Annotated in this window: 12 protein-coding genes; 4 read left to right on the top strand and 8 right to left on the bottom strand. The window is 51.2% G+C overall.

Annotation, left to right across the window (positions count from 1 at the left end; all coding sequences use genetic code 11):
* Window positions 1-12 precede the first annotated feature (12 nt).
* Entirely contained in the window at window positions 13-3,060 is a 3,048-nt protein-coding gene (gene fdnG, locus AC3ISQ_RS00220) for a formate dehydrogenase-N subunit alpha (RefSeq protein WP_489349993.1), read from the bottom strand.
* A 211-nt stretch (window positions 3,061-3,271) separates the two neighbouring features.
* Here fdnG and fdhD point away from each other — a divergent pair, with 211 nt between their 5' ends.
* Window positions 3,272-4,087 carry a formate dehydrogenase accessory sulfurtransferase FdhD gene (gene fdhD, locus AC3ISQ_RS00215; RefSeq protein WP_489353445.1) on the top strand — a complete coding sequence of 272 codons (816 nt, stop codon included), beginning with the start codon at window positions 3,272-3,274 and terminating at the stop codon, window positions 4,085-4,087.
* A 41-nt stretch (window positions 4,088-4,128) separates the two neighbouring features.
* On the opposite strand, the gene AC3ISQ_RS00210 is transcribed toward fdhD, so the two are convergent.
* Window positions 4,129-4,452, bottom strand: a complete 324-nt coding sequence (locus AC3ISQ_RS00210; RefSeq protein ID WP_489349992.1) for a CcdB family protein — start codon at window positions 4,450-4,452, stop codon at window positions 4,129-4,131.
* Window positions 4,452-4,700, bottom strand: coding sequence for a type II toxin-antitoxin system CcdA family antitoxin (locus AC3ISQ_RS00205; protein WP_489353443.1), 249 nt, complete (start codon window positions 4,698-4,700; stop codon window positions 4,452-4,454). Before AC3ISQ_RS00205 ends, AC3ISQ_RS00210 begins: the two co-directional genes overlap by 1 nt.
* Before the next feature lie 238 nt (window positions 4,701-4,938).
* On the opposite strand from AC3ISQ_RS00205, the gene sodA reads away from it, so the two are divergent.
* The 3 genes from sodA (at window position 4,939) to yiiM (ending at window position 8,422) form a co-directional block, all read left to right on the top strand.
* The gene (gene sodA / locus AC3ISQ_RS00200; protein WP_489349990.1) at window positions 4,939-5,559 is read left to right on the top strand and encodes a superoxide dismutase [Mn]; all 621 of its coding nucleotides are present in this window, start codon (window positions 4,939-4,941) and stop codon (window positions 5,557-5,559) included.
* Between the two features lie 140 nt (window positions 5,560-5,699).
* Complete coding sequence (locus AC3ISQ_RS00195) at window positions 5,700-7,631, top strand: methyl-accepting chemotaxis protein (RefSeq protein ID WP_489349988.1); 1,932 nt, start codon at window positions 5,700-5,702, stop codon at window positions 7,629-7,631.
* A 119-nt stretch (window positions 7,632-7,750) separates the two neighbouring features.
* Window positions 7,751-8,422 (top strand): 6-hydroxyaminopurine reductase, encoded by a 672-nt coding sequence (gene yiiM / locus AC3ISQ_RS00190; RefSeq protein ID WP_489349986.1) that lies wholly within the window; start codon window positions 7,751-7,753, stop codon window positions 8,420-8,422.
* A 6-nt stretch (window positions 8,423-8,428) separates the two neighbouring features.
* Here yiiM and AC3ISQ_RS00185 read toward each other — a convergent pair whose 3' ends face one another.
* The 5 genes from AC3ISQ_RS00185 to AC3ISQ_RS00165 form a co-directional block, all read right to left on the bottom strand.
* Complete coding sequence (locus tag AC3ISQ_RS00185; RefSeq protein WP_489349984.1) at window positions 8,429-8,791, bottom strand: YibL family ribosome-associated protein; 363 nt, start codon at window positions 8,789-8,791, stop codon at window positions 8,429-8,431.
* A gap of 62 nt (window positions 8,792-8,853) precedes the next feature.
* Entirely contained in the window at window positions 8,854-9,399 is a 546-nt protein-coding gene (locus tag AC3ISQ_RS00180; protein ID WP_489353441.1) for an MltR family transcriptional regulator, read from the bottom strand.
* 81 nt (window positions 9,400-9,480) lie between these two features.
* Window positions 9,481-10,626: a mannitol-1-phosphate 5-dehydrogenase gene (locus AC3ISQ_RS00175; RefSeq protein WP_489349982.1), complete on the bottom strand. Its 1,146-nt coding sequence runs from the start codon at window positions 10,624-10,626 to the stop codon at window positions 9,481-9,483.
* 57 nt (window positions 10,627-10,683) lie between these two features.
* Window positions 10,684-12,603, bottom strand: a complete 1,920-nt coding sequence (locus tag AC3ISQ_RS00170; RefSeq protein ID WP_489349980.1) for a PTS mannitol transporter subunit IICBA — start codon at window positions 12,601-12,603, stop codon at window positions 10,684-10,686.
* 582 nt (window positions 12,604-13,185) lie between these two features.
* A complete protein-coding gene (locus AC3ISQ_RS00165; RefSeq protein WP_489349978.1) occupies window positions 13,186-13,905 on the bottom strand; it encodes a DUF3053 domain-containing protein in 720 nt (239 codons plus the stop codon).
* Between the last annotated feature and the right edge of the window lie 22 nt (window positions 13,906-13,927).

Raw genomic sequence — 13,927 nt, 5'->3', positions numbered from 1 at the left:
AATGAGGCTCCGTTACACCTTTTCCACATTGACCAAGAACGCCTTGAACTCTGGCGTTTGCGTATTGGCGTCACCGACAAACGGCGTCAGCGTGTTGGCGAGAAAACCTTTCTTCGCCACCCCTTCGTAACCCCAGTGGATCGGGATGCCGATGGTGTCCACGTCTTGCCCGTTGACCTGCAAGGTACGAATACGCTTAGTCACCACCGCCTTGGCTTTGATAAAGCCACGGTTGGAGCTGACTTTCACTGTATCACCCTGCTTGATGCCTTTTTTCTCCGCCAGTTTCTCGCCAATTTCCACAAACTGTTCCGGTTGCATAATCGCGTTGAGCAACGCGTGCTTAGTCCAGTAGTGGAAGTGCTCGGTCAGGCGATAGGTGGTACCGACGTAGGGGAATTTATCGGATTTACCCATCGCGGCCAGATCGTCCTTGAACACACGCGCCGCTGGGTTAGACACCACGTTCGGGTGCAGCGGGTTGGTGCCAAGTGGCGTTTCAAACGGCTCGTAGTGCTCTGGGAACGGCCCTTCTGCCATTTTGTCGATAGCAAATAGACGCCCCATGCCTTCCGGCTGCATGATGAATGGCCCAACGTCGCTGTCTGGTGCGGCGGCGCTGTAGTCCGGGATATCAACCCCGCCCCACTTGGCTCCATCCCACTTCAGCAATTGGCGTTTGGCATCCCACGGTTTACCTGAAGGATCGGCAGAAGCACGGTTGTACAGAATGCGACGGTTAAGCGGCCACGCCCAAGCCCAGCCAAGCGTGTTGCCGAGGCCTGAAGGATCAGCGTTATCGCGCAGTGCCATCTGGTTGCCCGCTGGTGTCCAGCTACCGGCGAAGATCCAACAGCCGCTGGCGGTAGAACCATCGTCACGCAGTTGCGCGAACGAACTGAGTTGTTCACCTTTTTTCACCAGCACTTTGCCTTCAGCATCGAGCAGATCGGTCAGCGCTTTACCGTTGTTTTCTTTAGCGACTTCTTCGGTGTTCGGGTTTTCTGGCGTCAGGTAATCCCAAGACATGCTCAGTACCTGTTCCGGCACCGCTCCACCGTCACGCTGATACATTTCACGCAAGCGCAGGAAGATACCCGCCAGAATTTCACCATCACCCAACGCATCGCCTGGGGCGTCCGCACCTTTCCAGTGCCATTGCAGCCAGCGACCAGAGTTGACGATGGAACCGTTTTCCTCAGCAAAACAGGTGGACGGCAGGCGGAACACTTCGGTTTGGATTTTGGACGGATCGACGTCGTTGAATTCGCCATGGTTCTGCCAGAAGTTGGCCGTTTCGGTATTCAGCGGATCGATAGTCACCAAGAACTTCAGTTTGGAGAGTGAAGCCACCACTTTGTTCTTGTCTGGGAACGACGCGACCGGGTTAAAGCCTTGGCAGAAGTAGCCATTGACCTTGCCCTGCGACATCATTTCGAAGTATTGCAAGACGTCGTAACCTTTATCCCACTTCGGTAACCAGTCAAAGCCCCAGCTGTTTTCTTTCTGTGCTTTGTCGCCGTAGAAGCTCTTCATCATGCTGACGAAGAATTTCGGGTAGTTACTCCAGTAGTTCACCTGCCCCGGCAACAACGCTTTCGGCGTGTTGGCTTTTAGGTAGGTGTCCAGATCCGGTTGTTTCTCGGAAGGCAGTGTCATATAACCCGGCAGGCTTTGTGACAGCAAACCAAGATCCGTCAGCCCCTGAATGTTGGAGTGACCACGCAGCGCGTTGACGCCACCACCCGCCATGCCCATGTTGCCGAGCAGCAACTGGATCATCGCCATAGTACGGATGTTCTGCGCGCCGACCGAGTGTTGCGTCCAACCCAATGCATACAGGAACGAAGCTGTTCTGTCGTGCGCGCTGGTTTCTGCAATGTATTCACAGACTTTAATGAAGTCGTCGGTTGGCGTCCCACAGATGTTGGTTACCACTTCCGGTGTGTAGCGGCTAACGTGCTGTTTCAGCATGTTCCACACGCAACGCGGGTCGCTCAATGTGGTATCGCGCTTGGCGAAACCGTTCTCGTCGAGCTGGTAATTCCAAGTGGTTTTGTCGTACTTGCGATTCTGTTCGTCGTAGCCGCTGAACAGGCCGTCTTCAAAGGTAAAGTCTTCCCGCACCAGCAGGCTGGCGTTGGTGTAGGCTTCAACGTATTCGCGGTTGATTTTGTTGTTGGTGATCAGATACAGCAGTACCCCCGACAGGAAAGCGATGTCGGTGCCCGGGCGGATCGGCGTGTAAAAATCCGCCACCGCTGCGGTACGGGTAAAGCGCGGATCGATAACGATCAGCTTGGCTTTGTTATGAATTTTGGCTTCCATCGCCCAGCGGAATCCCACTGGATGCGCTTCTGCCGCATTACCGCCCATGACGATAACTAAGTTCGCGTTCTTGATATCAACCCAGTGGTTGGTCATCGCACCGCGACCAAATGTTGGAGCAAGACTTGCTACCGTTGGTCCGTGTCAGACACGTGCTTGGTTATCTACGGCTAACATGCCGAGAGCGCGACTAAATTTCTGGGTTAAATAACCGGTTTCGTTACTGGAAGCGGAAGCACACAACATGCCAGTGGTCAGCCAACGGTTGACGGTAACGCCCTGATCGTTGGTTTTGACGAAGTTGGCATCGCGGTCTTCTTTCATCAGTTTGGCGATACGGGTAAAGGCATCATCCCAACTGAGTTTTTGCCATTTATCGGAGCCTGGTGCGCGATACTCTGGATATTTTAAGCGACCTTCGCTGTGGATGAAATCCACCAGCCCTGCGCCTTTCGGGCATAAAGCACCACGGTTGACCGGATGATCCGGGTCCCCTTCAATATGGAAGATGCTTTCTTTGGCGTTCTTAGCGCCATCGCCCAGACTGTACATCAACAGTCCACAGCCGACGGAACAATACGTGCAGGTATTTCGGGTTTCGCGTGCGCGTAGCAGTTTATACTGCCGATTCGCCGCGAGTACTGCCGTTGGGGTAAAGCCAAGTGCAGCTACCGTTGTACCCGCCATACCGCCAGCGCAGATCTTAAAGAACTGCCTTCTGCTGACCTGCATGGAGGTCTCCTTTCTCTATCGCGATTGTCACATTGATTATTTGAAAGCGCTTTCCCCAGTGAAGCGTGAAGCGCTAAAATGAACAACATTGTTTTGTCTACTTATTCGCTTTCACCGTACCGCGGCGAATAGGAATTTTAGTAACGACAGCAACTATATTACCATACTGATTTTATGGTTGTTACAAACAGGTACCCGCAAAGTGAACAATATAGACCACAAGCAAGCGGTAAATGCGACTCAGCTCACAGGTGTCACCCAAGCTGAGGTCTATCAACGTGGACAACTTAGTCACGCACAACCAGACTGGCTAGCGGAAGAAGTGCCGGTTGCCTTGGTCTATAACGGCATCTCTCACGTAGTGATGATGTGCACTCCCAAGGATCTGGCAGCGTTTGCCGTCGGTTTTTCCCTGTCTGAAGGGATTATCGATTCACCACGCGACATCTACAGTATAGATATTAATCAGGGCTGCAACGGATTGGAGGTGGAAATTGAGCTTTCCAGCCGTCGTTTCTCTGGGTTGAAAGAACGTCGCCGCGCGATGGCAGGCCGCACCGGCTGTGGTGTGTGCGGTATTGAACAACTGGCTGATATTTTCCGCCCGGTCACTGCGTTACCTTTCACGCAGACCTTTTCCCTCGATAATCTCGACTTTGCATTGAAGCAACTGCGAGAAGTGCAAGAAGTCGGCCAACTGACCGGTTGCACTCATGCCGCGGCTTGGCTGTCACCACAAGGTGAAATGCTGGGTGGGTGTGAGGATGTCGGTCGCCATGTGGCTCTGGATAAACTACTCGGCGTGCGCGCTAAACAGGGTTGGCAACATGGCGCGGTATTAACTTCCAGCCGTGCCAGCTATGAGATGGTGCAAAAAGCAGCAATGTGCGGGGTGGAAATTCTGTTCGTGGTTTCAGCGGCGACATCTTTAGCGGTGGAAATTGCCGAACGCAGTAATTTGACGCTGGTCGGGTTCAGTAAACCGGGCAGGGCTACGGTGTTTACTCATCCTGGGCGGCTGAGTTAGCGCTCCAGGCCGATCTCGCCCAGTCCGTTACTCGTCAGGGTTCAGGTGTTCGTGATGATAGCATCAAGGGCGGAGATGATTTCATTTCTAGATGAGGCCACATTGCATACAAAATCTTTTTTATTGATTTTTTTTGCATCCAGAAACGTGACTGCTGGTGTGAATATATAGAAGCCGTCATTATTAATGACCACCTGAGGGGTTATTCTTTGCTTGTTGAGGGTAATGTCACGTTTCGATACCAGAGGAACAACAATCCTTGTTGTTAAATCATCAAAATAATCATTCTGGAGAATAAGATAAAACGGCCAAAGTTTATTGGTTTTGGTCGATGGATTACAATACACATCAAATTGCTTCGGCATTACAGACTCCCAAAGAAATCATCATCTGTAAGCATTCCCGCTTTTGCCATGAATTTGTTCATAGCTTGCATATCTTCTTTCTCTTTTTCCTGCTCATCCTTTTTAGCTTCTATAGCTTGTGCCAGAAGGCTATCCAGCGTTGCCGACAAGTTCATGTTCATACTACGGGCTTTATCGACCAGTGCAGCCGTCAGGTACACGTTGGTGCTTCTTTTGGTGCTGTTACGGGGAGAAGTAATGGTATTCATGGTACGGGTTCCTATGCGCAAAGCTATGCGCATAAGCATGCTAGATGATGGAAAAATAATCAAGCACCCTGCTTCATCTATGCATATCAAACTGCTGATTAAAAATAGCCGCTCAAAAACCACACAAATACCAAGGCATTGATAATCATTTTCAATATCATTTAAATAACTATAATGATCCAACTGCTTACGCGGTGCCCAACTATTGCGCCGCTCAACATTACTGGAGACGATGAACATGAGTTATTCACTGCCAGCATTACCATACGCTTACGACGCACTAGAGCCGCATTTTGACAAGCAGACGATGGAAATCCATCACACCAAACACCATCAAACCTACGTCAATAACGCCAACACCGTGCTGGAAGCTTATCCAGAGCTGGCTTCACTGAGCGTAGAAGAACTGATCCAGAATCTGGACAAAGTCCCGGCTGAAAAACGCGTTTTCATGCGTAACAACGCGGGTGGCCACGCCAACCACAGCCTGTTCTGGAAGGGCCTGAAAACCGGCACCACGTTGGCTGGCGAGCTGAAAGCCGCTATCGAACGCGATTTCGGTAGCGTTGAGAAATTCCAAGAAGAGTTCGAGAAAGCCGCCGCCACTCGCTTTGGTTCAGGCTGGGCATGGCTGGTGCTGAAAGGCGATAAATTAGCGGTAGTTTCCACTGCCAACCAAGACAGCCCGCTGATGGGTGACGCAGTTGCAGGGGCTTCAGGCTTCCCAATCGTCGGTCTGGACGTGTGGGAACACGCTTACTACCTGAAATTCCAAAACCGCCGCCCAGACTACATCAAAGCTTTCTGGAACGTGGTGAACTGGGACGAAGCTGCGGCACGCTTTGCCGCGAAGAAGTAATCTTCCGCTTCTCCAAATAATGCCCGAAAATTCAATGCCCGCAAATTTGCGGGCATTTTTTATCTCAAATTAATTAAAGTTTTTTTCCATTCTGCCGATTGTTTGTACAGATAACGCAAGCCACGACAGAGGAAAAAACGATGGCGGCACTAAAGGCAATTACGGAAAAATTTATTCATTTCACTGTGGGAAAGAAGCTGGGGTTGGGATTTTTTTTGATGCTGTTGTTAGTGGCGATCCTCGCTGGTACCGGTATCCACTATCTCAACCTCATTGAATCTCGCACCAACCGTGTCGATTTCAGCTATCAGTTGAACGATCAAATCAATCAGGCCAAGTACAATCGCGCCATGTATGGTCAAACTTACGACCTGCAATATCAGAAAGATAACCGTATGGTTATCGACAATGCGGCGAAGCTGATCGAACAAAACAAAAACCTCGGCTGGCAACCACAGAGCTACACCAACTTAGAACGTATCGGGGCATTGATTGGTGAATACCAACAACAGCAAAATGTCTTTGCCAAAGCGGTCACAGAAAAAAATGCGGTGCGTGAAAGCTGGAATATGTCCGAAGTGCAGGACAACCTAAACCAAGTTGAACGCCAATTGACCGAAGGCAACCTGCAACTGGAGTTTATCCAGTTAAACCAAAAGCTGACTCAAATTCGCTACGGTGCACGTGGCCTGTTACTGAGCTTAAATCGTGATGCCGAAACCCCGTTGATCACCGCCATTGACGATGCACGCAGCGCGGCCCATGCACTCAGCCAACGCATATCCGAAGCGCAAAAACCGCTATTACAACCTCTGCTGACGGCGCTGGATGATTATAAAAACCGCATCGCCGCTTACATGCCCGCCTATGAAAAAGAACAGCTATATGCCAAACAGATGGACGTGATAGCAACCGAATTGGGTGATTTGGTCAGCAACCTACTGAAACAGGAATTGGCGGAAACGCATAACAATATCAATAGTGCACAAGTCCAAATGGGCGTGACGGCGCTGATTGCCATCTTCGCAGGTTTGCTGATTTCTTGGCGCATCACGTTGCAAATCACCCGCCCATTGCACAATACATTGGAGATCGCGCAGCGTATCGCCACTGGCGATCTACGTCAGGTGCAGACCAGCCATCGTCGCGACGAGTTGGGCAAATTATTGAATGCCATCGCTGCCATGAGCCAAAACCTGCGCGAGATGATCGAAAAGATCCAAATGGGGGTCAACCAAGTCTCGACTGCTGCGGGGGAAATCGCCGCCGGTAATGCTGATTTGTCATCTCGTACCGAACAACAGGCAGCAGCGGTAGAAGAAACCGCCGCCAGCATGGAACAACTGACCGCGACGGTAAAACAAAACTCCGACAACGCCCATCACGCCAATCAACTGGCGACCGAGGCTTCGCAAACTGCGCGGCAAGGCGGTCAATTGGTCGGTAGTGTGGTGGCCACTATGCGTGATATTTCCAGCAGTTCGCAGCGGATCGCCGAAATTACCACCTTGATCAACGGTATTGCTTTCCAAACCAATATTCTGGCGCTGAATGCGGCGGTCGAAGCCGCACGCGCGGGTGAACAAGGGCGCGGCTTCTCAGTGGTCGCCAGCGAGGTACGTAATCTGGCACAGCGCAGTGCCGAAGCCGCGAAGGAAATTGAAGGGTTAATCAGCGAATCGGTCAGCCGAGTTCAAACGGGGACCTCATTAGTAGAAAATACCGGGCAAACCATGGAGCAGATTGTCCGCGCGGTGACTCATGTGCGCGACATCATGGCGGAGATCGCCACAGCTTCTGACGAGCAAACACGCGGTATCGCCCAAATTGGTCAAGCGATTGTCGAAATGGACAATACCACGCAGCAAAACGCCGCCTTGGTAGAAGAATCCGCCACTGCCGCCACATCGCTGGAAGAACAGGCTGTAATGCTGCTGCAAAGTGTCTCGGTATTCCGACTGGCAGAAAACAACGCTCCGACGGTGGGAAAAATCGTGATGCAGAAAACGGCCCTGGTGAAAAAATCAGTTCCAGCGATCACCGCTGACAATGACAACTGGACGACATTTTAATCCCTCGTTCTAATCCAACACCCACCTGATACTTTTCGGGTGGGTGTTTCTTATTCTGTTTCTCTCCTCCAACTCAGGATATCCTTATCCTCTGACGCAACTGAACGGAGGCACAGCACATGCATCATCCTGACGTTTATATCGGCACAATCCAATCCTACGAAGGTGGTCGCCCCAGCGCTATCGGCAAGCGCCAAGTGGATGGCGCACTCCAGCTCGCACTACTTGGTCTAGAAGGTGATGAACAGGCAGAAAAAAGTTATCACGGTGGGCCAGATCGCGCTTTGTGCCACTATCCGCGTGAACACTATGATCGCTGGCGCGAGCAGTTCCCGCAGCAGGCAGAACAATTCTGCGCCCCGGCCTTCGGCGAAAATATTTCCACACTCGGTCTGACCGAGCACAACGTGTTTATGGGTGATATTTATCGTTGGGGCGAAGCATTGATTCAGGTCACTCAACCACGTTCTCCTTGCTACAAACTCAACTTCCATTTTGATATCGAAGATATTTCGGTATTGATGCAGGATAGCGGGCGTTGTGGCTGGCTGTATCGCGTGGTGTCTGGCGGAAAAGTCAGTGGCGATCAACCATTGGAATTGGTGGTGCGCAGTAGTGAGGTGTCGGTAGCCGAAGCTATTAGCATCGCTTGGCATATGCCGTTTGATGAAGAGCAGTATCGCCGTTTACTAGCGGCGGCTGGGCTTTCCGCCAGCTGGAGCAAAACGATGCTGACGCGCATCACCAGCGGCAGGATCGAAGATCTCAATCGCCGCCTGCTGGGGAAATAACCGGATTTAGAACGCTTTTTTCGCGTAACCAGTGACGACTTTCAGGCCCATTTCACGGCCTAAAGCCGTCATCGGGTGCACCACCACCAAGCCGCGTGCGCTTTTCTTCAAAGCCCCCATATCAGCCTGCTCTTTTTTGGTGATCTCGCGGTTGAACGGCAACTCAGCCAGCTTCTGCGCTTCTTTACTCAGTTTCTCAACGCGCACGCCTTTCAAGCGCTCGATTTCTGCCGCTAACTTCTCTTTTTCTTTGGTGTGCTGAGCGATCAGATCTTGGTTGCCTTGCTGAATGACAGTGGCATCTTTGTGGTTCAGTGCGTCCAGCAGGTCGCTAAGGCGCTTAATTTCTGCCTTTTCTTTCTCTTTCATGGGGTTTCGCTTTATTGCTAAAAAATGTAGTGGCTAGTGTAGCAAAATGCGGCGACGGATGCTTATCCGAGAGGGGATAACCTAGATGCTTGCTTGGCGCCGATCCCAGCAATCAACTCGGTGACCGACAGCACCATGGTGGAGCGTACCATTTGCTGGTAACGCTGACGCTGCATGGCAATCAAAGATTCTTCCGCTTCGCCGGGTTGCAGGAAGGTCGGTACTGGTGGCAATGCCGCCACACAGTGTAGTTCGCCAAATGGCCCTAGGATTTCATCATCAACAAAGCGGTATTCATTGCCGTCGTGATTCAATTCCTCACGCATCGCCATCAGCAGCTCAGCATCTTCATATTCGTGACGAGAAATCACCCCCAAGCCATACATCAGCTTGAGACGCACCGAAAGTTCACCTAGCGGCCCAGCTCCAGACAATAACGGTTCAACGGCATACTTCACCGCGTAATCGTCTTTACGGAACACTTGGATCACCAGTACGTTGAGCGCTTCTGTCAGTAGATCGACCGCTGCGATCAGAAAACTGCGCACCGTCTTGCCCGCGTTCAGTCGTTCCAGAACCTTGTTTTCAAATGCTTGGGTCTCGATCATTATCGCTTTTCGAATGGCGTGAGGGGTGCCGTTGGGTTGCAGGGGCGCAGCAATATGCGCCCGTTGATTCAACATATAAAACTACTTGGCGTTATACACAGCAACGGCATCCTCCACAACCTTACTATCTGCTGGTAAGCCAGAAATTTGCGCCAGCGCAGCTTCCGGTCCGACGTTCTCCAGTAACTCCACCAGTTCCTGCGCCTGTGGGTCTTGCTCGCTACGATAACTCATGGCTGCCGCGATCCCTTTAATCAGGTTGACGTGTGGCAAACCATATTCCAGCGTACCCAACAACGGCTTGATCAAACGATCGCCAGCGCTCAGTTTACGTAACGGCTGACGGCCGACGCGCTCTACATCGTCTTTCAGGTACGGGTTTTCGAAGCGAGTGAGGATTTTGTTGATGTAAGCTGCGTGCTTCACGGGATCAAAACCGTAACGTTTAATCAGCACCGCACCGCTTTCTTCCATCGCGCCTTTCACTACTTTACGAATTTCTGCATTCAGAATAGCTTCACGAATAGTGCCCAATTTAGCCTGTTGACCGAGGTAAGCGGTGATCGCATGCCCTGTGTTTAGCGTGAACAACTTACGCTCAACAAACGCCATTAGGTTATCAGTCAATTCCATACCGGCAATAACTGGCGGTGTACCTTTGAATTGCGTTTGATCAACAATCCACTCGCTGAAGGTTTCGACCGTCACCGCTAACGGATCGGTAGTGCCTGCTTCCGCTGGCGGCACAATACGGTCAACGGCGGAGTCAACAAAACCAACGTGTTGCTCAACCCATTCCTGCTCATTCTGCGGCAATGCATCAAACACATGCTGCTTCAACTGGCTAGTCCCACGCACCATGTTCTCACAGGCAATGATATTCAATGGCTGGGTATTACTTTGCTGGTGACGCAGCATCAACCCTTTGGCGATAGTCGGCGCGATGATTTTCATCACGGTAGGGCCCACCGCGGTAGTCACCATATCCACCGTCGCAATCAACTTCACAACATCGTCGCTAGTACTGTTAACCGCGTTGATGTTATTGACTGTCTCAATCTGCTCCTGCTCGCCAACCACTTTCACCTGGTAGCTATGGCGCTGGTTCATGGCATCCAGCACGGTTTGGTTGACGTCGGCAAAAGTCAGTTCGGCATGAGCATCGGCCAACAGCTTACCGATAAAGCCACGACCAATGTTACCGGCTCCGAAGTGTAATGCTTTCATAATCATAACCTTATAAAAATAACAAAGGGCGCAGTCCATGCTGCGCCCTAGGGGGAATTACGCTTTTTTGCCGCCAAGCAGATCCAACACTTCCTGCACACTGGTGGTATTTGCCAGCCGTTCGATGACGGTGTCGTCATCCAATGCGTTGGTCAGGCTGGTAATGACCTGAATATGCTCGTTGTTACGCGCTGCGATACCAATCACCAAACGCGCCACTTCGTCTTTTTCATCACCGAAGCGCACGCCCTGCGGATACTGGCAGAATACGACGCCGGTACGCAGTACGCGGTCTTTGGCTTCGATAGTACCGTGCGGCACAGCGATAGATTCGCCCAGATAAGTAGAGGTCAACTTTTCACGCTCCAGCATCGCCGGAACATATTCAGGCTCAACATAACCGCCTTTCACTAACTGCTCACCGGCAAAGCGAATCACTTGCTCTTTGTCAGTCGCCTGCAAGCCAAGGAACACGTTACTTTCACCCAGTTTGAACAGGGTTTGTTCGGTGGCTTCGAAACTGTCGTCCAAGGTTTCGATCACCTTCTGTTGGTTCTCGGTGGTTTTATTGGCCGCCAGCAAACGGTCAGTCAGATCGCTATACAACTTGCTGTCGAGGAAGTTGGTCAGCGAGATGTGCTGCGCCTGCGGTGCATGACGCATCGCCCGCTCGGTCAGATCGCGGTGCGTGATCACCAGATCCACGTCGTCCGGCAGACTGTTAATGGCGCTGTTAGTGACAGAAATGTTTTTCAGCCCAGCATCCGCCACTTTCTTACGCAGCACACCAGCACCCATGGCGCTAGAACCCATACCCGCATCACAAGCTACGATGATTTTACGCACGGTAGTCAGGTCGCCATCAACCATCGCATTCGCCGCTGACTTGCCGCCTTTCGCTTCAGATTTCATATCGTGCATACGGCGAGTCGCTTCTTCCAGATCGTCCTCTTCTTTCACTTTTGAAGTTTTCAGCAGGAAGGCCGAGACCACGAAGGACACCGCAAACGCCGCACACACCGCCGCGATATTGGCGAAGTAAGCGCCTTTTGGCGTCATCGCCAGCACTGCCAGAATGGAGCCCGGAGAAGCCGGAGAAACCAGACCGCCGTTCAGCATCGTCAATGTGAATACCCCGGTCATGCCACCCAGAATCACCGCCAGAATCAGGCGCGGGTTCATCAGCACATAAGGGAAGTAAATTTCGTGGATACCACCGAAGAAGTGGATGATCGCTGCACCGCCCGCAGACTGCTTGGCACTACCACGACCAAAGAACATATACGCCATCAGCACGCCCAAACCTGGGCCTGGGTTGGCTTCGATCAGGAAGAAGATCGATTTACCGGTTTCAGTCGCTTGCTGGATGCCCAGCGGTGAGAAAATACCGTGGTTAATGGCGTTATTCAGGAACAAAATTTTGGCGGGTTCGACGAAGATCGACGCCAATGGCAGCAGGTTATTCACCACCATGACATGCACACCCGCCGCCAGCACTTTGGAGATGGCTTCCACCAGCGGACCAATGCCTAGGAAAGCCAGAATCGCCAACAGCATACCGATGATACCGGCAGAGAAGTTGTTGACCAACATCTCAAAGCCGCTTTTGATTTTGCCATCTACCCAGCGGTCAAAATGCTTGATCGCCCAGCCGCCCAATGGGCCTGCAATCATCGAACCGAGGAACATCGGCATATCTGCACCGACGATCACACCCATGGTGGTGATAGCACCGACCACACCACCACGATCGCCCCCCACTAATTTACCGCCGGTATAACCGATCAGTAGTGGCAGCAGGTAGGTGATCATTGGGCCAACCAACTTGCCTAAGGTTTCGTTTGGCAGCCAGCCGGTAGGAATGAATAACGCGGTGATGATACCCCAGGCGATAAAAGCGCCAATATTCGGCATCACCATGTTACTTAGGAAACGGCCAAAGTTTTGAACTTTAACCTTAATGTCTGGTGAAAACATAAAACGCACCCCTGTTGTTGTCCGTCAAAACTGTTATTCGTCAAAATAATGTTATGCGCCAAGCTAATCGGTTTACGCGCAAACAAATAACAGCGCGCGATCGTTGTTGTAGCGTTCCAGCTATGTGATTGCTGTTGTGATGGACTCTAGCACGCTCCTTTTAGCATGCGAACTTCGCTGAAATTTTGTGATCATGATCACTAACAGTGCTATACCAACGGGGTATTTATGGTGATAACAATCACACTTTAAGTGTGTAAAAAAAGTACAAAACCAATAAACGGTGCTTAAAACACGATTAATTGTGATGTTAATCACACTTTAAAATGCGATGTTTGTTTTTATTATGTGATATTAATCACAAAGTATTTTATCTAACCGTCAGCCGAGCGACGATTTCCCTGTAGCGACTCACCACCGCGGGAAGCTATTGCCAGATCAGATAAAACAACATCGTGATGAATGAAAGAAAATGACATCAGGTTTTGGAGTCATTATGGGCAGTAATAATTATTGAAAGTGTAGTACAGATGGGAAAAGAGAGAGGGTTGCCGGGGCATACATTTACCCCGGCAATAAGACTTACTGCATAACGCTCAGCACGGTTTTCTGTGCGTTCAACAAATCCTGTTGCTTCGCTACCAAGTTCGACATCATGGTGTTGTACTGCGCCACCTGTTGCGGGGTACGGAACTGCACGCCACCATTGTTGAAGCTGACCTGATTACCCTGCGTCTGTAGGAAATCCCCCACCTGTACCAGATCTTGGATAAAGCTGGCCGCAGTTGGGATGGTTGGCATCAGCGCATTAGCCGGTGCGGTGACAATCTTGTCATACGCTTGGTTATAAACTGCTTTTAGCGAGTCAGGTTGCTTAAGCGCTGCACGTGCGGTATCCGCCTGCGACTTGGCCGACTGGATCTGCTGACCGAGCAGGTTCAGCGCCCCTACCGACTGTTGCAGCATATCGCGCTTGCTCATGTAATCTTGCGCAGTACGGATCTGATTAACCTGATCCAACGCCGGTGTCAGGCTGGAATCGACAGACTTGGACAGTTGCTGTGAGAAGCTGACCAAAATCGCGTAATCGCCCGCATAGTTGCCGAATTTCTGCTTCTGATCTTCGCTCAACGTCGGGATCTTCACGCCGCTGCGCATGACGGTATTCTGTAAGTAATCAATGAACGCCTTGCGTTGTTCTGGCTCTTTATCGCCGCAGGCTGTCAATTGCATAACCACCAACAATGCCAACACTGGGGCCAACCAACGCATCAGGCCTTTGCTCTGGATCCCTACTGCCATGTGACGTAACTCCTGTTATAAA

This window comes from Serratia sp. KH_031, from assembly GCF_057839655.1.
The sequence above is the reverse complement of the archived record's forward strand: the minus strand, read 5'-3'. Positions and strand labels throughout refer to the sequence as shown.